The 16,612-nt window shown below is 70.1% G+C and carries 18 protein-coding genes and 3 tRNA genes; 9 read left to right on the top strand and 12 right to left on the bottom strand.

Going from position 1 to position 16,612, the window contains the following annotated elements; all coding sequences use genetic code 11:
• Positions 1 to 5: 5 nt before the first annotated feature.
• Both FB471_RS15870 and FB471_RS15865 read right to left on the bottom strand, forming a co-directional pair.
• On the bottom strand, positions 6 to 554 hold the full coding sequence (locus FB471_RS15870; RefSeq protein WP_142002004.1) for a PaaI family thioesterase: 549 nt from the start codon (positions 552 to 554) through the stop codon (positions 6 to 8).
• Positions 555 to 754: 200 nt separating this feature from the next.
• Positions 755 to 1,984 carry a L,D-transpeptidase gene (locus FB471_RS15865; RefSeq protein WP_141999157.1) on the bottom strand — a complete coding sequence of 410 codons (1,230 nt, stop codon included), beginning with the start codon at positions 1,982 to 1,984 and terminating at the stop codon, positions 755 to 757.
• Positions 1,985 to 2,329: 345 nt separating this feature from the next.
• Here FB471_RS15865 and FB471_RS15860 point away from each other — a divergent pair, with 345 nt between their 5' ends.
• Entirely contained in the window at positions 2,330 to 2,539 is a 210-nt protein-coding gene (locus FB471_RS15860; RefSeq protein ID WP_141999155.1) for a cold-shock protein, read from the top strand.
• A gap of 100 nt (positions 2,540 to 2,639) precedes the next feature.
• Here FB471_RS15860 and FB471_RS15855 read toward each other — a convergent pair whose 3' ends face one another.
• Positions 2,640 to 3,056 (bottom strand): hypothetical protein, encoded by a 417-nt coding sequence (locus FB471_RS15855; protein ID WP_141999153.1) that lies wholly within the window; start codon positions 3,054 to 3,056, stop codon positions 2,640 to 2,642.
• A gap of 577 nt (positions 3,057 to 3,633) precedes the next feature.
• Here FB471_RS15855 and FB471_RS15850 point away from each other — a divergent pair.
• The 6 genes from FB471_RS15850 to FB471_RS15825 all read left to right on the top strand — a co-directional run bounded on the left by FB471_RS15850 (position 3,634) and on the right by FB471_RS15825 (position 6,269).
• Entirely contained in the window at positions 3,634 to 3,882 is a 249-nt protein-coding gene (locus FB471_RS15850) for a hypothetical protein (protein ID WP_141999151.1), read from the top strand.
• A 297-nt stretch (positions 3,883 to 4,179) separates the two neighbouring features.
• Entirely contained in the window at positions 4,180 to 4,965 is a 786-nt protein-coding gene (locus tag FB471_RS15845; protein WP_141999149.1) for an SCO6745 family protein, read from the top strand.
• Between the two features lie 146 nt (positions 4,966 to 5,111).
• Positions 5,112 to 5,184: transfer RNA gene (locus FB471_RS15840), tRNA-Glu, on the top strand.
• 34 nt (positions 5,185 to 5,218) lie between these two features.
• A tRNA-Asp gene (locus FB471_RS15835) sits at positions 5,219 to 5,295 on the top strand.
• Between the two features lie 28 nt (positions 5,296 to 5,323).
• Positions 5,324 to 5,397, top strand: a tRNA-Phe gene (locus tag FB471_RS15830).
• A gap of 314 nt (positions 5,398 to 5,711) precedes the next feature.
• Positions 5,712 to 6,269, top strand: coding sequence for a dihydrofolate reductase family protein (locus tag FB471_RS15825; RefSeq protein WP_141999147.1), 558 nt, complete (start codon positions 5,712 to 5,714; stop codon positions 6,267 to 6,269).
• 173 nt (positions 6,270 to 6,442) lie between these two features.
• Here the strand turns inward: FB471_RS15825 and FB471_RS15820 are convergent, their stop codons facing one another.
• The 6 genes from FB471_RS15820 to FB471_RS15800 form a co-directional block, all read right to left on the bottom strand.
• Positions 6,443 to 7,717, bottom strand: coding sequence for an SGNH/GDSL hydrolase family protein (locus FB471_RS15820; RefSeq protein WP_141999145.1), 1,275 nt, complete (start codon positions 7,715 to 7,717; stop codon positions 6,443 to 6,445).
• A gap of 56 nt (positions 7,718 to 7,773) precedes the next feature.
• Positions 7,774 to 8,469: an FAD-dependent monooxygenase gene (locus FB471_RS15815; protein WP_211358046.1), complete on the bottom strand. Its 696-nt coding sequence runs from the start codon at positions 8,467 to 8,469 to the stop codon at positions 7,774 to 7,776.
• 23 nt (positions 8,470 to 8,492) lie between these two features.
• The gene (locus tag FB471_RS34575; protein ID WP_211358045.1) at positions 8,493 to 8,804 is read right to left on the bottom strand and encodes an FAD-dependent monooxygenase family protein; all 312 of its coding nucleotides are present in this window, start codon (positions 8,802 to 8,804) and stop codon (positions 8,493 to 8,495) included.
• A gap of 64 nt (positions 8,805 to 8,868) precedes the next feature.
• Positions 8,869 to 9,951 (bottom strand): MAB_1171c family putative transporter, encoded by a 1,083-nt coding sequence (locus FB471_RS15810; protein ID WP_246076428.1) that lies wholly within the window; start codon positions 9,949 to 9,951, stop codon positions 8,869 to 8,871.
• 25 nt (positions 9,952 to 9,976) lie between these two features.
• The gene (locus FB471_RS15805; RefSeq protein ID WP_141999141.1) at positions 9,977 to 10,528 is read right to left on the bottom strand and encodes a hypothetical protein; all 552 of its coding nucleotides are present in this window, start codon (positions 10,526 to 10,528) and stop codon (positions 9,977 to 9,979) included.
• Positions 10,529 to 10,624: 96 nt separating this feature from the next.
• Complete coding sequence (locus FB471_RS15800; RefSeq protein ID WP_141999139.1) at positions 10,625 to 11,086, bottom strand: helix-turn-helix domain-containing protein; 462 nt, start codon at positions 11,084 to 11,086, stop codon at positions 10,625 to 10,627.
• Positions 11,087 to 11,295: 209 nt separating this feature from the next.
• Between FB471_RS15800 and FB471_RS15795 the strand changes: the two genes are divergently transcribed.
• Positions 11,296 to 11,829, top strand: a complete 534-nt coding sequence (locus FB471_RS15795) for a GGDEF domain-containing protein (RefSeq protein ID WP_170220820.1) — start codon at positions 11,296 to 11,298, stop codon at positions 11,827 to 11,829.
• A 17-nt stretch (positions 11,830 to 11,846) separates the two neighbouring features.
• Here FB471_RS15795 and FB471_RS15790 read toward each other — a convergent pair whose 3' ends face one another.
• Positions 11,847 to 12,197: a DUF427 domain-containing protein gene (locus FB471_RS15790; protein ID WP_141999135.1), complete on the bottom strand. Its 351-nt coding sequence runs from the start codon at positions 12,195 to 12,197 to the stop codon at positions 11,847 to 11,849.
• A gap of 187 nt (positions 12,198 to 12,384) precedes the next feature.
• Here FB471_RS15790 and FB471_RS15785 point away from each other — a divergent pair, with 187 nt between their 5' ends.
• Complete coding sequence (locus FB471_RS15785) at positions 12,385 to 13,740, top strand: dihydrolipoyl dehydrogenase family protein (RefSeq protein WP_141999133.1); 1,356 nt, start codon at positions 12,385 to 12,387, stop codon at positions 13,738 to 13,740.
• A gap of 9 nt (positions 13,741 to 13,749) precedes the next feature.
• On the opposite strand, the gene FB471_RS15780 is transcribed toward FB471_RS15785, so the two are convergent.
• Both FB471_RS15780 and FB471_RS15775 read right to left on the bottom strand, forming a co-directional pair.
• Positions 13,750 to 15,465 (bottom strand): AMP-binding protein, encoded by a 1,716-nt coding sequence (locus FB471_RS15780; RefSeq protein ID WP_142002002.1) that lies wholly within the window; start codon positions 15,463 to 15,465, stop codon positions 13,750 to 13,752.
• Between the two features lie 49 nt (positions 15,466 to 15,514).
• Complete coding sequence (locus tag FB471_RS15775) at positions 15,515 to 16,423, bottom strand: universal stress protein (RefSeq protein WP_141999131.1); 909 nt, start codon at positions 16,421 to 16,423, stop codon at positions 15,515 to 15,517.
• Positions 16,424 to 16,612: the final 189 nt, after the last annotated feature.

Raw genomic sequence — 16,612 nt, 5'->3', positions numbered from 1 at the left:
ACCGATCACGGGTTGATGTTCCAGTCCTCCCGGTTGTTCCGGGCCGCCTCCCGGAACTTCTCCAGCGCCTCCGGGTCGCCGTGCGTGGTGAAGTGCTCGAGGCCGACCATCACGAACAGCCCGCGGGCGCGGACCGCGATCGGCCCGTCCTCGGCGTCCAGCCTGCCGTCCGCGCTGACGTAGATCTTGCGGCCCGCGGTCCCGTCCAGCGTCGCCGCGATGTACAGGATGGAGCCCACCGGCACCGGCCTGCGGAAGTCGGTCTCCAGGCGGCCGGTGACCGCGGGTTTGCGCAGCAGGTTGCCGACCGTGGCGCCGAGCGCCTCGTCGAAGGCGCAGGCCAGCAGGCCGCCGTGGGCAAGGCCCGGCGCGCCCTGGTGCGCCTCGGTCACGGTGAACTGGGAGTGCACCGTGCGGCCCTCGCCGACGGTGGACTGCAGGTGCAGGCCCGCCTCCTGCTCATCCCCGCAGCCGAAGCACTGCGCGTAGTGCACCCCCAGCTTGCTGCCGGCCGCGGGGGCGTTGTGGTGCGGGACGGCCGGTTCCGTCTCCACCGGCGGCCAGGTTCGTGCCGGTGGCTGTGCCGAGCTACTCACCCGTCCACGCTAACCCGGCACACCCGCCATACCGAACATCGAGTGGCCAAGCGCTCATTCGGCCGGCCCTGAACGTGGCGTTCGAGACGGTAGACGTCTCAAATGTGCCGTTCGCGACGTTGAGCGTCCTGATCGCCACGTTCAGGGCTCCCGGTGGGTCAGCCGGCGAGGGCGGACTTCGCGGTCCACTCCTGCCAGGAGTAGGTCCAGTCGTGGTAGTCGCCGTCCCGCGGGCCGAGTTGCTGGGTGCTGCCCTCGATCTCCACCGGATCACCCATCAGCGCGCTGTCGTAGTACTCCTTGGCGTTCGCCGGGGCGAGGTTGAGGCAGCCGTGTGAGACATTGCGCTTGCCCTGGTCACCCACCGACCACGGCGCGGCATGCGTGAACTCGCCGTTGTTCGAGATCCGTACGGCCCACTTCACCTCGAAGTCCTCGTAGCCGTAGCCGGGGTTGTTCATGAAGTAGGTCTGGTGCTTGCTCATCACCACGTGCGTGCCGCTGTGCGTGACCCGACCGGGATCGGAGTCCAGCCCGTAGCTGACCGGGTAGTCGGCCACCTGCTTGCCGTCCCGGACCACCTGCATCCGGTGGGTCTGGGTGTTGCCCCTGACGATCTGCGAACGTCCGATCTCGAAGCTCGCCTCGAGGTCCTGCTTGCCGTACACGCCTTCGGAAAGCTCGAGCCCGTAGACCGGAGCCTTCACCGTGACCTCGGTATGCGGCTCCCAGTACTCCTTCGGGCGCCAGTGCACCGAGGTGTCGTTCTGTAACCAGGCCCAGGAGCCCTCGGTACTCGGCGTGGACTCCACGCTGAGCGCCTGCTCGATGGCGGCCTTGTTGGTGACCGGGACCGGCTTGCCCGCGCTGTTCCGGAAGGTGACGCTGATCGGCATCGCGATGCCGTAGGTCTTGTCGTCCCCGACGTTCAGGGTGGCCCTGAGTAGCTGGCGCGGGGTGACGGTGGTGAAACTTCCCGCGATCGGAGCCGGCTCCCCGCCCGCGCCGATGGCGGTGCCGGACCAGGTGTAAGTCTTGCCGTACCCCAGCGGTTCAGTGGTCGCCCAGGTGGTCTTGTCGGCGCTGGCCTCGCCCTTGACCTGCTCACCTTCCGGGTTGGTCAGGGCGACTGTCTGGATCGTGCCGTCGGCGACCGAGACCTGGATCGAGTCCGCGGGCGCCACGTCCGTGGCCCCGTCCGCGGGCTGTGCCTGTACCTTCGCCGGCGGATTCGACTCGGTGGTCGAGGTGTCCGTCTGCGTGCCGCCGTCGGATCCGCCCGAGCATGCGCTCAGTCCCAGCACTGTTGCCAGTACCAGGACGAGCAGCGTGCCCGGACGCGAACCGGAGATATCGCTTCGCGTCAACTGAATGCCCCTTCTCCCCATATCTGCCCACATGACGCCCGACCGCGCAGGAACGTTGACACACTCGGATGTGACTAGGGTCACATCGTGACACGGCGTGTGCTGCTGGTCCCCTATCCGTGCCACCTGTTAGGGGGTTTCAGTCCCGTTGGTCCAACCGTATGGACCTTGGGGCCAGAAGGGGCCGATTCCCGGTAGTCTGCCCTCAGGCCGTCGTTTTGCGTGTTCGTGGCTTCACACTCGCGGAACTTCTGACGCGAGCCATGAGCCCAGCAGCTCTTTGCTCGACTCGTTGGAACTGCCCGGGACGGCTCGGGAGCCGCCGCGGCGGCTCCCTATGCGGATCAGTAACGAGGAGTAAAGACGGTGGCGCAAGGCACTGTGAAGTGGTTCAACGCCGAAAAGGGCTTCGGCTTCATCGCCCAGGACGGCGGCGAGGGCGACGTTTTCGTGCACTACTCGGAGATCGACGGGCGCGGCTTCCGCACCCTCGAGGAGAACCAGCGAGTGGAGTTCGAGGTCGGCCAGGGCCAGAAGGGCCCGCAGGCACAGAAGGTTCGCGTCCTGCAGGGCTAAATTGCGTACCTGACATTCGGGCCCCGGCGGAACCTTCCGCCGGGGCCCGGTGTTTGCCTGGTGTTCAGCTGCCTTGCCTACCGCTGCCGGTGCCCGGCGCTCAGAGCCTTCCAGCCACCGGCCACTCGTGGTCGAAGTAGTGCTGGTCGGTCCGCGGTTCGGTGACGTTGTGCGGACGGCGCCGCTCCGCTGCCGCCTGTGACTCCCAGGAGAGGCGCTCGAGGATCCACTCCTGCGCGAGCGCCTGCGGGGAGGTGTCCCGCTGCGCGGCGAGCTCCTTGAGCTGCTCGCTGGCGATCAGGTTGAGCCGGAGCTGGTAGACCTGCGCCTCGCCGAAGCGGCGCCCGCTGCCGGTGCTCTCCGGGTCGTCCGAGTCCGGTGCGAGCGCGGCCAGGTAGCTGGTCAGCTCCTGGTCTTCGACCGCCCCCGCCGCTTCCTTGGCGGCGTCGTCGCGGTGCCGGCCGGGGTTCACGGGTTTGAGGTTGGTGCGGCTGCGTCCTAGCGATGGAAGAGGCACAGGCACACGATAACGGTTGGGTTTCGGCGAGAAAGTGTCTGTGACACGGCACACACGGCGTGTCGCCAAGAAACCCATTTCCCTAGGCCATTCAGGTGTAGGTATCCACGCCTAGCCCGACCTAGCACAACTCTCCGTATCAACCGCCCAAGGGCCACCCACCGAGGGACCTCGCTGGGTCAGCACATCCCGCGCCGTGGGGGGTCCGGGGGCTCGGCCCCGGGAAGATACGAGAAGTGTGCGAAGACGCCCCCAGGCGTCGAGCACACATGGAGAGGCCCCCGCGCCAGGGGGAGGAACGCGGGGGCCGGAGGGGATCTCCACAGGCGCTGACCGGGGGTGTGTCAGCACGTTGATTGTTACATGACAGGCCCGCCTGGGGCGAGTGGGTGAACAGAAAAAACCGTTTGACCTGTCATCTTGTTGTTGCCGTACGTTCATATGCCGGGTCGGCCCCGGATGGCGGTCCCGGCCAACGGAACGTGTTGAGAGGTTCACCCAGCGGGGGGCTGTGGGGTGATCGCCCTGATCGCTAGCCTCGCGGCCAAGCAAAGCCGAGCAACCATATGGAGGAGCTATGAGCGGGTCACTCGAAGTTCGACAGTTCCTCCTTCGGTACGAGGGGGAGGCGGCGGGCGGCTACGCCGGTGGCGTTCCCTCGCAGCGCACCGGGAACGCGGAGGCCTCGCGGATCTCCGACGACCAGGCGCGCAGGGCGCGGCTCGCGGTGGCGCGAAGCGCGGACGGCGTTGAGGACTGTGCCCAGTTACTGGAGATGCTCGGGCTGATTCCGGACGACGACGGGCAGTCGCCCGTGCAGCGTTAGCCTGTGCTCAAGAAGGCGCGCTGGCCTTCGGTCGAGAGCGCGCCCCCGCATCACCTTGCGCAGGCACCTTCTCAAGCGGCATCAGCCGGCAGCGGTCCCGCCGTGCGGGGTGCTGCCCGGGCGCCCGCCCCCTGGCCGTGCACCCGGGCAGCATCTGGCAAAAATACTTGCCCGATTCGCTCTGGGGCAATCGGTTACCCGGTGCCGTCCTGGCCGGGTAGTGACCACCGTTCGTGTCCGAGGTTGTCCGGCATCATGATGTAACAGTGTTATGATTGTGGGGTCGAGAGGATCTCCATGCAGGACGACACTGTTGTCGCCGTGGACGCGGCGGCGGGCGTGCGCCCGTTCGTGCAGCGCTGGGGCGGAAAGTTCATGACCTCCACCGAGCTGGCGCAGGTCGAGCAGGAGCTGGGGCTGGCACCGCGAGCGCTCTACTTCCGCGGGCGTTCGGCGGTGCTCGGTGATCCGCCACCACAGATGGTCGCCGAGCTGTTCGGGATCTTCCCCCGCTGGTTGCTGGACGCGCTGTTGCCCGCGGCCACCTCCGCACTCGACTCCCCCAGCGCGGTCGAGGGCTTCCAGGAAGGTGCCGCACGCTGGGCGAGGGCGAGGCTGTCCGATCTTGCCGAGCCCGAGCGGCTGGGCGGGTTGCTGGCCAGGCTGACCGAGGCGGCCGACCCTGGTGGGCTCGCGCTGTTCGGCGGCTGGCGGCGGGCCGCCTGGCCGGAGGGCGCGCTCGAGCGGGTCGTGCACGGCCTCCACCTGCTCCGCGAGTACCGGGGCGGCCTGCACTTCGCGGCCCTGCGGGCGGTCGGGCTGCCCATCGAGGAGGCGATCGTCGCGGACCCGGAGGGCGGCCGCGGGCGGCTGCTGCGCACCGGCTGGCAGCCCGAGCCGGCCGACGAGCTGATCGCGCGGGCCAACGCGCGGCCGGACCTGCATGAGCGGTGGCGCCGCGCCGAGACGCTGACCGGCGAGCGGATGGGCGAGCTGCTGGTGGACACGCTGGGCGAACCGGAACGTGCGGAGCTGCTCGATCGCCTGCGCGCGCTGGACGAGCTCGCCACCCGGGCCGAGTGACCTTGGTCGGGCATCGACGCAGGCCGCGAGCTTGCCGGCCGGAGAGGGGCCCCCGTTGTGAATGCCGGTGGACCCGTGTCCTATGCTAGTTATCGCTCCCAGGGGGACCTGAGAGCGCGGTCGTCCGGTTCGCCGAAGAAGACCGGGCTCCCATCGTCCAGCGGCCTAGGACTCCGCCCTTTCAAGGCGGCAACGCGGGTTCGAATCCCGTTGGGAGTACGGTGGTGCAAGTGGGAGCATGCACCATGAGCAAGGCCCTGTGGCGCAGTTGGTTAGCGCGTCGCCCTGTCACGGCGAAGGTCGCGGGTTCGAGTCCCGTCAGGGTCGCCAGAGCGTTCGGCTCCTTGCCGGCGTTTCCGGCCAGGTAGCTCAGTTGGTACGAGCGTCCGCCTGAAAAGCGGAAGGTCGGCGGTTCGACCCCGCCCCTGGCCACACGCTTTGCACTGCTTGGAAACCGCTTTGACCGAGGTCAGGGCGGTTTTTTCAGGCCTGGGTGTAGGTCACGACCTCAGCCACAACACGATGGCCGCGATGAGGGTTCTGGCCGGTAGTGGGCCACTCGCTTCGTGTAGCGGGTGGCCGGGGCGCGGAACCGCGCGGGCGACCCGCCGGCGAGGCGCGCTCCGTCCGCGACCTGACGGTCGACGGAACCGGCCGGCCGGCCGATCGATGAGTTCCGGGTCGTGCGGAGGTCAAAGCCTGCGGGACCGCTGGCAGGCTGACGCGCTCGTACCCGGAGGAGACGCATGGCAAAGCTCATCTACTCGATGATCACCTCGCTCGACGGCTACGCCGAGGCGGTCGAGGGCGACCTCGGCACCGGGGCCGAGGACCAGGAGGTGCATACCTTCATCAACGACCTCTTCCGCCCCGTCGGCACGTACCTCTACGGCCGACGGATGTACGAGACGATGGTCTACTGGGAAACCGCGCACACCGAGCCCGACCAGCCGGCGCACATCCTGCGGTACGCCCGCGACTGGCAGGCCGCGGAGAAGATCGTGTACTCCACGACGCTGGCGTCGGTGTCCAGCGCGAAGACCAGGATCGAGCGGACCTTCGACCCGGACGTGGTGCGCAAGCTCAAGGTCGAGGCCGATCACGACCTCACCGTCGACGGCCCGAACCTCGCGGCCCAGGCGATCGCGGCCGGCCTCGTGGACGAGTACCACCTGTTCGTCACCACGAGCGTGGTCGGCGGCGGCAAGCGGTTCTTCCCCGACGGCGTGCGCCTGGATCTCGAGCTGGTCGAGGAGCGTGCCTTCGGCAGCGGACTGGTCTACGCGCGCTACCGGACCCGCTGAGCCGGTTCGACCCCGTTCTGGCCACCACTTCGCAGAGCGTCGCGGAGTCGACCGCCGGTCGTCGTGGCTGGTCGCACGCGGGACGCGCGCCGACCGTCAGGATGGACCCGCGTGCCGGGGTGAGTGGCCGCGTCGAGGTCGGACCGGCCACTCACCCCTGGGCCCCGTGCGGGTCAGAGGGTGTTCAGGTCGACGGCCGCCGCCATGGCGTGCATGCCCGCGTCGTTGGGGTGCAGGGCGTCGCCGCTGTCGTAGGCGGGGTTCAGCCGGTCCGGATCGTTCGGGTCGGCGAGGGCCCGGTCGAGGTCCACCACGGTGTCGTAGGCCCCGCTGGTGCGGATCCACTCGTTCACCGTGTCCCGGATGTCCTCGCCTTCCGGCGTGTAGTACCCGGCGCCCTTGTACGGCAGCAGGGTGGCCCCGATGACCGTGAGGCCCTCGGCCTTCGCCGCGCGGATCAGCTTCCGGTGTCCCGCGATCAGCTCCTCGGCGGTCACCTCCCGCGTCGGCAACCCGCACTCGCCGGGCATGTCGAGCGAGCCGAACCCGATGTCGTTGATGCCCTCCAGCACGATCACGGTGCGCACCCCCGGCTGGTCGAGCACGTCCCGCTCGAACCGCGCGATCCCCTCCTCCCCGAAACACGGGGAGTCGCTCAGTACCCGGTTTCCGCTGATGCCCGCGTTCAGCACCCCCAGTGGCTTGCCCGCCGCGACCAGCCGCTCGGCGAGCTCGTTCGGGTAGCGGTTGTTCGCGCCGGGGGTGGAGCCGAAGCCGTCGGTGATCGAGTCACCGAAGGTCGCCACCGAGCCCCGGTGCCACGGCAGCCAGCCGACCACGTCCACCCCGGACAGGTAGTACCAGGACTCGCTGGTCTCGTCGAATACCCGGCCCGACCGGTCGAACCGGTGATCCCCCTCCGCCCGGTAGCTGAGCTCGGTCGCCAGGTTGTGCTGGGTGCTCGGCCCGGTCTTCCCCGCGAAGTACAACGTCACCGACAGCTCGTCCAGCGCCGCGGTCGGCAGCAGCACCGGATCGCTGGCCAGTAACCCGCCCGGCCGGATCACCGTGGACTTCGAGCCGCGGAAGGTCAGTGGCCGCAGCGTGCCGGGGCGCACCGCCGCGCCCTCGCCCGCCCTGGCGACGGTCGCGCCGGTCAGCCGCAGCGGCTCCGTCCCGTACTCGTTGGACAGCCGCACCCGCAGGGTCGGGCCGCCGGTGCTGACCCGGACCACCTGCCGCACGGAATGGTTGTCGAATCCCTCGGCCGACCAGCCGGCCTCTCCCCAGGGTGGCGCGCTCGCCTGCTGCACCGAACCGGACCACGCGCCCACCCAGCCGGGATGCCAACTCTCCCGTGCGCTCGCCGCCGGCGTGACCAGCGCCAGTGCCATACCGACCGTGGCCAGCGCGGCGAGCACGCGTCGTAGGTTTCTCGGAATGCTCATACCCGGCAAACTACGGCCGCCCACCGACAATTCCCGCGGAAGACCGGGACCAGTGCCTATACCTTGCTCTCCCAGTCGATCCGGTAACCGGCGAAGGAGCCGGTGGTGCCACCACCCGCCTTGCGCAGCTTGCGTGGCAGCACCAGGTCCCTGAGCATCCGCTTGACCGGGCCGGGTGTGGCGTTCGCGCTCATCCCGGCACTGGTCGCCACCAGCGACTCGACCCGTTGCCTGCGCAGCCGCTCGTACTCCGCGAACGCCGCACCCGTCCCCTCCCGGTCCCGCAGGCACTTGGCCAGCACGACGCCGTCCTCGACGGCCATCGAGGCGCCCTGCGCGGCCTCCGGGGTGGCCGCGTGCGCCGCGTCCCCGATGATGATCATCGAGTCGCGATGCCCTGTCGGCACCGAGGCGAGGTCGCAAGCATTGCTCACCACGATCCGCTCGCTGGCCGCGACCAGCTCCGCGGCCGGGGTACGGTCCCCGGCGAACGGCCGGGAGAACTCCGGCCTGGCACGTTCCAGCGGCACCTCACCGAGTTCCTCCCGTGGCCGCTCCGCGGCGGGGACGTTGGCGAACCACCAGGTGGTGCCGTCCGTCGCGGTGGTGCAGCCGAAGAAGGCGCGCCTACCGTAGATCATCCGGTAGGTGTCCGCCGGGGTCGCCCACGTCCCGGGTACGTAGCCGCAGACCGTGTTGCGCTCGGCGTAGCGGGGCTCGGGCGTGGCCGGGTCGATCAGCGGCCGGACCACGGAGTGCACCCCGTCGGCCCCGATCAGCAGGTCGCCCTCGGCCGTGCCGCCTCGTCGTGCAGCACCAGGTACAGCCCCGCCCGGCTGAGCGTGCGTGGTCCCGGTCGCCAGGGCTCCGCCGTGAGGTTCAGCTCACCGAGCCGCTTCCCGGTGCCACTGACCAGTTCCGCCCGGCGAGCGGGAAAGGACCCCCCGCGCACCACCTCCTCGGCCCGTACCGCGCGCAACGCGTCCAGCCCGTTGCTCATCACGGTCAGGAACGCGCCCACGTCATCGGCGCCGGTGGGGTAGGCCTCGTAGATCACCGCGCCGATCCCGGCCTGCCGCAACGCCATCGCGGTGACCGCTCCCGCGATACCGCCCCCCCCGACGATCAGCGCCTCCGACCTGATCCTCCCGTCAGTTCGCCCGCAATGCCTCGGCGAGCGTCACGAGTTCGCCGACGTCGGCGTCCAGCCCGTCGGCCGCGGGCAGCGCCACCGGGTTCGCCCTGCGCGGAACGGCCTCGCCGTCGCGGTAGGCCCGCAACGCCGCGCGCAGCCGCGGAGCCAATGTCTCGGTGCTCGCACCCGCCCCTGCCGGGAGGTACGGGCTGATCCGGACCAGGCCGTCCCGGCACTCGATCGCCCGCCGGTAGTAGCGGCGGTGCACGCCGCGCAGGCTCAGCAGGTCCCGCCAGCGGCGCACCGGCATCCTGCTCAGCGAGTCCTCGGGGAACGCCCCGTTGAACAGGGTCCACAGTGGATTCAGCTGGTGGTAGGTGCGCAGGTGCTGCCACCACACCCGCAACGCGGCCAGCCTGGTCGCCGCACCCGGATAGCTCACCCCGACGATGAACAGCAGGATCCCGGGCAGCACGGTGAACGACACGGCGGGGGACACCGGCCCCGGCACGGTGCCCCCGGCCCAGAACGCGGCTACCACCAGCACCAGCAACGAGGCACCGAGCACCATCAGCGCCAGGCCGGTCGAGGTCAGCACCAGCCCCCTGGCCAGCCGTGGCTCGGCGCCCCGCGCGTACCGGCGGGTCCAGCCGAACGCGCTGCCGAGGCCGTACACCAGATAAAGGTCGACGGCGAGGTAGAACATCGCCACGGTGCCGACCGGGTAGTCCGCAGGGGGCGAACCGCTCGGGGTGCTGACCGCGGCCAGTGCCAGGGCGGAGAGCACGGCGGCCAGGGGCAGCAACTGCCACCGTGCCCGGCGCTGGGCGGCCGCGGGCTCCAGTACGGAGAACAGGAAGAAGCAGATCAGCGCGTAGACCATCACCAGCAGCAGCACCCAGTGCGCCACCATCAGCGGCATCGGCCCGGCGTCCGGCTGCGTCATGTTCCCGCCGGCTAGGCCGATCGGGTAGGCCACGGCCGCGCAACCGAGACAGAGAGTGACCATCCGCAGCGGGCGGTCCCGTGGCGCGCGGGCGAGCTGGTACAGCTTCCACAGCAACGCCGCGTACAGCAGGACGCCCTGGACGATCGTCATCGCCAGGACGGGACTCACCGGGTGGTCACAACCAGCCGAGCCGGTCGCCGAGCGCGGTCTCCATGCGCTGCGCGGCCGCCTCCTGCGAGGACCGGGGCGCCACCCGGTCCAGCACCGAGGCCCACTCCAGGATGATCGTGGCCACCGTCTCCGCCTCGCGCTCGTGGTCGGTGTCGTAGGAGGTGCGGCGCAGCGCGCTGCGCACCGCCTCCGGCGCGAGATCGGGGTAGCGCCGGCTCAGGTCGTCCTGCTCGGGGTCCGGGTACAGCTCGGTCAGCAACGAGTCGTCCAGCTCGTCGCTGTGGTGGCCGGCCAGGATGTGTCCGAGCTCGTGCAGGATGATGTGCCCCTGATGGGACTTGCTGGTCTCCTGCTGGTACAGGATGTAGTCGGCGTGCGGCGTGGTGACCCAGACCCCGAACGGGCCGGGGACCGGGATCGGATGCGGGATCAGCCGGATCGGCTTACCCCGCTGCTGCCCGACGCGCCGGCACAGCTCGGCCACGTCCAGGGGCGGCCGGATGTCCAACTCTTTCAGCAGCCGCCGGCATCGGCGCCGTAACTCTCGCTCGCGCACCAGTCACCACCTCGGCCAACAGGTGGATCGGTTCTTCCGCCGCATCCCTGGAACCGTAGCGATCATCCCGGCGGGTTTGGCACGCGCATTCGTGTGTCACCCGTTCGGTGGATCGGACTTTCCGGCTTGTTCTTCGCGATACACCACGTCGAGCAGTTCCATCACCAGCCGCCTGCGGCTGGGCGACAGCTCACCCGCGCGCATGGCCATCAGCTGCGCCTCGCTGCCGGCCGCGATCTCGTTCAGCCGCGCCTGTTCGCACTTCAACGACTCGAGCTGCTGGTCGACCCGGTCGGTCACCTCGTCGTCGAAGAAGTAGCTCACCGGCACCCCGAAGAAGCCGGCCAGCGCCTGCAGATGCTTGAAGGTCGGGTTGTCCTTCTTCGACTTCCGTAGCTGCCAGATGTAGCTCTGGGAGATCTTGACCTCGCCCTGTGCGCTGATGGCCGCGGCAACCTGCTCGTTGCTGTACTCCTCGCCGTCCCGCGGCGTCTTGTTCTGGAACAGGTGGTTGAGCTTGTCGGCAAGGCTCCGTTGCGGCTGTGCCTGCTCGACCATCGTGACCTCCCCATGGCCCGGTCGCGCTTCCACTATCGGAAACGCCTGTGCGGACGATGTCTTCGTCCTCAGTTGAAACGTCCGCGTTGTCAGTCTAGGCTCCACACGTGAGCAGCTCCACTGACGTGAAGGAGTATAGCGGTCGGACGCTGTACGCGAGTACGAGCCACCACCCCCGGTCCTGGGGGTCCGGGGGAGGTTCTCCGCTGGTGTCGCGTCCGGAAGGGCTGGCTGGGCTGTTGGAAAGAGGGAGCTGGGACGAGTACGCGGCGGGGGTGCTCCGTGGGCTGGGTGACCAGGCCGCGGCGTTGCTGCTACTCGACTTCGACCGGTTCGAGGCGGTCAATGACGCATACGGCCACCAGGCCGGTGACATGGTCCTCGAGGCCATGGCCGGGATGCTCACGGCCGAGGTGCGCGCGATCGACCTGGTCGGCCGGTTCGAGGGGGCCGGCGGCCACCGGTTCGACCGGTTCCTCATCCTGCTGCCCGCGGCCGGCTCGCAGTTCGGGCTGACAGCGGCCCACCGCATCCGTATCCGCGTCAGGGAGACCGCGGTCGGCATCCGCTCACCCAGTGGGCAGCAGGTGATGCTGACCGGGCTCACGGCCTCGATCGGCGTCGCCGTGCACGCGGACGCCGGCGAGGACCTCGCCAACTTGCTCCGGCAGGCCGACGACGCCCTGTCGCGAGCAAAGGGGGAGGGGCGGGACCGGGTCGCGCTCGCCGAAGCCGCCTGCTGACCGGCACCGGCCGCGGTTCAGACCCGCGCGCCACGCAGCCGGCCCAGCATCCGCCGCACCCAACCGCCCTGCGCGGGCTCGCGCCCGTCCTGGACGGTGACCTCGGCATTGAACGCCACGTGGTTCTTGATGCGGTAGGCCAGCGGGGTGGGGTGGCGGTATCGCCAGGCGGCGTTCGGGCTGGCCGCTTCGGTGCAGACCAGCGTGTAGTAGCTGGCCACACCCTTCCACGGGCAGAGCGTCCTGGTCCCGCTCTCGGCGAAGAACTCCCGGTTCAGGGACTCCGGCGGGAAGTAATGCCTGCCTTCCAGCCGGACGGTGCGCGGCGTCTCGGCCAGCACCACCCCGTTCCACATCGCACGCAACATGCCACACCCTTCTCCTGCTCGCCCTTCAGTGTCGGGGCAGGCGGGTACCGAGGACAACGCGAACCGTCATGACGTGTGCACCTAGGGTCTGCAATGACGCCGGTCGGGTGACAGCATGGAGACGACAGCATGGAGACACAGGCACTCGCAGCAGGCACCGGAACGAAACACTGAGATGAGGCACGCCATGTCCGAGACAGTCGATGTCGTCGTCGTGGGGATGGGCCCTGGCGGTGAGGCCGTCGCCGCCCAGCTGGCCGAGGCCGGGCTCTCCGTGGTGGGGATCGAGTCCCGGCTGGTCGGTGGGGAATGTCCTTACTACGGATGCGTGCCGAGCAAGATGATGATCCGGGCCGCCGACGCGCTCGCCGAGGCGCGGCGGGTGCCGGGGCTGGCCGGTACGACCGAGGTGCGGCCGGACTTCACGCCGGTGGCCAAGCGCATCCGGGACGAGGCCACCACCGACTGGGACGACCAGGCGGCTGTCGAGCGCTTCACCGCGACCGGCGGCCGGTTCGTCCGGGGCCGGGCGCGGGTCACCGGGCCGGGCCGGGTCACGGTCGAGGGGCAGGAGTTCACCGCCGCCAAGGCGATCGTGCTGAACACCGGAACCGATCCCGCGGTCCCGCCGATCGAGGGCCTTGCCGGCACGCCGTTCTGGACCAACCGGGAGGCGCTGCAGGCGGAACAGGCGCCCGAGTCGCTGGTCGTGCTGGGTGGCGGCGCGATCGGTCTCGAGCTGGCGCAGGCGTTTGCCCGGTTCGGCTCCGCGGTCGACGTCGTGGAGTTGGCCGACCAGCTGCTGCCGGTGGAGGAACCGGAGGCGGCCGAGGTGGTGGGCGGTGTGCTCACCGGTGAGGGCCTCGGCGTGCACACCGGCGTGGGCGCGCGGGCGGTGCGGTACGACGGTGAGGCGTTCACCGTCACCCTGCCCGACCGCGAGCTGCGTGCCGAGCGGTTGCTGGTCGCCACCGGCCGCAGCACCGACCTCGCCGCGCTCGGCCTGGACTCCGTCGGCCTGGACACCGACCGGCGGTTCCTCGAGCCGGACGGGCACATGCGCGTCGCCGAGGGCGTCTACGCGATCGGCGATATGACCGGCAAGGGTGCGTTCACGCACATGTCGATGTACCAGGCGGGGATCGCGGCCCGGTCCATCCTCGGCCAGGACGGCAAGAGCGCGGAGTACCACGCGGTGCCGCGGGTGACCTTCACCGACCCGGAGGTCGGCGCGGTCGGGCTGACCGAGCGGCAGGCGCGCGAGCGGGACATCCCGGTACGCACCGCCGTGACCGAGCTGCCGAGCTCGGCGCGAGGCTGGATCCACAAGTCCGGCAACGAGGGCATCGTCAAGCTGGTCGAGGACGCGGAACTCGGTTTCCTGGTCGGCGCCACCGCGGTCGGCCCTTCCGGCGGGGAGATGCTGTCCGGGCTCGCCGTCGCGGTGCATGCCCAGCTCCCGGTCGAGCGGCTGCGGCAGATGATCTTCGCCTACCCGACCTTCCACCGGGCGGTCGAGGACGCGCTCGGCAAGCTCGGCTGATCGGCGGGGCTACGAGCGCAGGCCGGGGAACTGGTCGTCCCGCCACTCCGCGCCCGCGCGCTGCCCGGCCGCGGCCGGGTCCTGCTCGCGGGCACGCAGCTCGACCCGCCGGATCTTGCCGGAGATCGTCTTCGGTAGCTCGGCGAACTCCAGCCTGCGGATCCGCTTGTACGGCGCGAGGTGCTCGCGGGCGTAGCCGAGGACCGCCTCCGCGGTCGACTCGTCGGCGGCCCAGCCCGTGGCCAGCACCACGTAGGCTTTCGGCACCGCCAGCCGCAGCTCGTCCGGCGCAGGCACCACCGCCGCCTCGGCCACCGCGTCGTGCTCCAGCAGCACACTCTCCAACTCGAACGGCGAGATCCGGTAGTCCGAGGCCTTGAACACGTCGTCGGTGCGGCCGACGTAGGTGATGTAGCCATCCTCGTCCCGGGAACCCACGTCGCCGGTGTGGTAGTAGCCGTCCCGCATCACCTCGGCGTTGCGTTCCTCGTCCCCGTGGTACCCGACCATCAGCCCGAGCGGCCGGTGCGCGAGGTCGATGCAGATCTCGCCGTCCGGGCCGGGTTCCCCGGTCGCCGGGTCGACCAGGGCGATCACGTATCCGGGAGTCGGCCGACCCATCGACCCCGGCTTGATCGGCTGGCCGGGGGTGTTGGCCACCTGCACGGTGGTCTCGGTCTGGCCGTAGCCGTCCCGGATGGTGATCCCCCATGCCTCGCGCACCTGCTCGATCACCTCGGGGTTGAGCGGCTCGCCCGCGCCGACCACCTTCGCCGGCGGGGTGCGCAGCGAGCCGAGATCGGCCTGGATCAGCATCCGCCACACCGTCGGTGGCGCGCAGAAGCTGGTCACCCCGCACCGGTCCATTTCGGACAGCAACCGGTCGGCGTCGAACCGGGTGTAGTTGTGGATGAACACCGTCGCGCCCGCGTTCCATGGCGCGAACACGTTGCTCCAGGCGTGCTTGGCCCAGCCGGGCGAGGAGATGTTCAGGTGCACGTCCCCCGGCTCGAGCCCGATCCAGAACATCGTGGACAGATGACCGACCGGATAGGACGCGTGCGTGTGCTCGACCAGCTTCGGCTTCGCCGTGGTGCCGGAGGTGAAGTACAGCAGGAACGGATCGTTCGCCCTGGTGGGCGCGTCCGGCCGGAACCCACCGGGTGCGGTGTAGGCCTCGGCGTAGTCCAGCCAGCCTTCCACCGGCTCGCCCACCGCGATCCGGGTGTAGTCGCCCGCGACCTCCGCGAACTTTCCGGTATCGGCCGAACCCACCACCACGTGCCGCGCGTTGCCGCGCTCGACCCGGTCGGTCAGGTCCGCGGGCGCGAGCAGCGTGGTGGCCGGGATCACCACGGCACCCAGCTTCATCGTGGCGAGCAGGGTCTCCCACAGCTCCAGCTGGTTGCCCAGCATCAGGATGATCCGGTCACCGCGCCGTACCCCGCGCTCCCGCAACCAGCCGGCCACCTGGTCGGAGCGGTGCGCCAGCTCGGTGAAGGTCCACCGGCCTTCGGAACCGTCCTCCTCGACGATCCACAGTGCGGTGGCGTCCGCGCTTTCCGGGTCGCCTGCCAGGTGACCGAACCAGTCGAGCGCCCAGTTGAACTCGTCGAGTTCCGGCCAGCGGAAGTCGCGGTACGCCGTCGGGTAGTCATCCCTGTTGCGCAGCAGGAACTCCCGCGCGTCCCGGAAAGCCTGCATACTCGTGCTCGCCGCCGCCATCTCGTCTCCCGTGTACTCGGCTCTACCAGGATCGTCGGCCTCGGCCAGGCTAGCCGCCACCCCCATCTGGGTACCCGTGCTCGGGCCGGACGACCATGACGGGGCAGCTCGCGTGGTGGATCAGCGCCTGGCTGGTCGACCCGAGCAGCAGGCCGCGGAACCCGCCACGCCCCCGGCTGCCGACCACCAGCAACCGCGCCCGCTCGCTCCATTCCAGCAGCTGGTGGCGCGGCCGGTCCCTGGCGACCACCTTGCGCACCACCACATCGGGGAACTCCGCCTGCCAGCCCGCCAGCCGCTCGGCGAGCACCCGCCGCTCGGCGTCCTCCATCGGCTCCCACTCGAACTGCATCCGGGCGGCGCTGAACACGACATCGGTGTCAGCATCGCTCCAGGTGTGCACGGCCACCAGCTCGGCGCCGCGTAGCGAGGCCTGCTCGAAGGCATGCCTGGTCGCCCGCTCGCTGAGCCCGCTGCCGTCCACGCCGACCACGACCGGCCCGGTCTCCGGTGGATCGCCGTGCACCGCGACCACCGGGCAGTGCGCGTGCGTGGCCAGCGCGACCGTGGTCGAACCGAGCAGCAGCCCGACGAAGCCACCCCGTCCGCTCGTGCCGAGCACCACCATCCGCGCGGCCTCGGAAGCCCTGAGCAGCAACGGGACCGGCGAGTCGGCCTCCAGCCTGGTCCGGGCCCTGACCCCGGCGGACTCCTCGGCGAGGCGCTCGGCCGCCGAGAGGGACTCCTCGCCCCGCTCCCGTAGCCGCTGCTGGAGCGCCTGCGACGGCGGTGTGGCGGCACCCACGTAGAGGTCCGGGTAGCCGGCCGCGTGCACCAGCTCGAGCGGGGCGTGTTCATGGGCGGCGGTCAGCGCGGCCCACCGGACCGCCGCGAGCGCCCGCTCCGAACCATCCACCCCGGCGACGACCGGGGCGTTGCCGGGATGTGCTGTTCCCATCTGGCGGCCCTCCTGTCCGAGTCCCGTGGCCGGGTCGTGTCCCAGTCGTGTCCCAGTCTTGTCCGGGTCTTGTCCAGGTCTTGTCCGGGTCACTGCCGTCCATGGTCGGACGCCACGGGCGCTCGTGCACGGGGGCCGAGGGGCGCGGCTCGGTTGGTTTGTATTTCCCGTTTGTCAAGACTGCTCAGA

Source organism: Amycolatopsis cihanbeyliensis (genome assembly GCF_006715045.1).
GTDB lineage: Bacteria > Actinomycetota > Actinomycetes > Mycobacteriales > Pseudonocardiaceae > Amycolatopsis > Amycolatopsis cihanbeyliensis.
Note: the sequence above shows the minus strand (reverse complement) of the source record. Positions and strands in the feature narration are given on the sequence as shown.

Excerpts from the sequence above, each read along its gene's own strand:
- FB471_RS15785 (WP_141999133.1), top strand. The coding sequence starts at position 12,385 with ATGTCCGAGACAGTCGATGTCGTCGTCGTGGGGATGGGCCCTGGCGGT.
- FB471_RS15820 (WP_141999145.1), bottom strand. The coding sequence starts at position 7,717 with ATGAGCATTCCGAGAAACCTACGACGCGTGCTCGCCGCGCTGGCCACG.
- FB471_RS15845 (WP_141999149.1), top strand. The coding sequence starts at position 4,180 with ATGCAGGACGACACTGTTGTCGCCGTGGACGCGGCGGCGGGCGTGCGC.
- FB471_RS15865 (WP_141999157.1), bottom strand. The coding sequence starts at position 1,984 with ATGGGGAGAAGGGGCATTCAGTTGACGCGAAGCGATATCTCCGGTTCG.
- FB471_RS15800 (WP_141999139.1), bottom strand. The coding sequence starts at position 11,086 with ATGGTCGAGCAGGCACAGCCGCAACGGAGCCTTGCCGACAAGCTCAAC.
- FB471_RS15790 (WP_141999135.1), bottom strand. The coding sequence starts at position 12,197 with ATGTTGCGTGCGATGTGGAACGGGGTGGTGCTGGCCGAGACGCCGCGC.
- FB471_RS15775 (WP_141999131.1), bottom strand. The coding sequence starts at position 16,423 with ATGGGAACAGCACATCCCGGCAACGCCCCGGTCGTCGCCGGGGTGGAT.
- FB471_RS15850 (WP_141999151.1), top strand. The coding sequence starts at position 3,634 with ATGAGCGGGTCACTCGAAGTTCGACAGTTCCTCCTTCGGTACGAGGGG.
- FB471_RS15825 (WP_141999147.1), top strand. The coding sequence starts at position 5,712 with ATGGCAAAGCTCATCTACTCGATGATCACCTCGCTCGACGGCTACGCC.
- FB471_RS34575 (WP_211358045.1), bottom strand. The coding sequence starts at position 8,804 with ATGGCGTTGCGGCAGGCCGGGATCGGCGCGGTGATCTACGAGGCCTAC.
- FB471_RS15810 (WP_246076428.1), bottom strand. The coding sequence starts at position 9,951 with ATGACGATCGTCCAGGGCGTCCTGCTGTACGCGGCGTTGCTGTGGAAG.
- FB471_RS15780 (WP_142002002.1), bottom strand. The coding sequence starts at position 15,465 with ATGGCGGCGGCGAGCACGAGTATGCAGGCTTTCCGGGACGCGCGGGAG.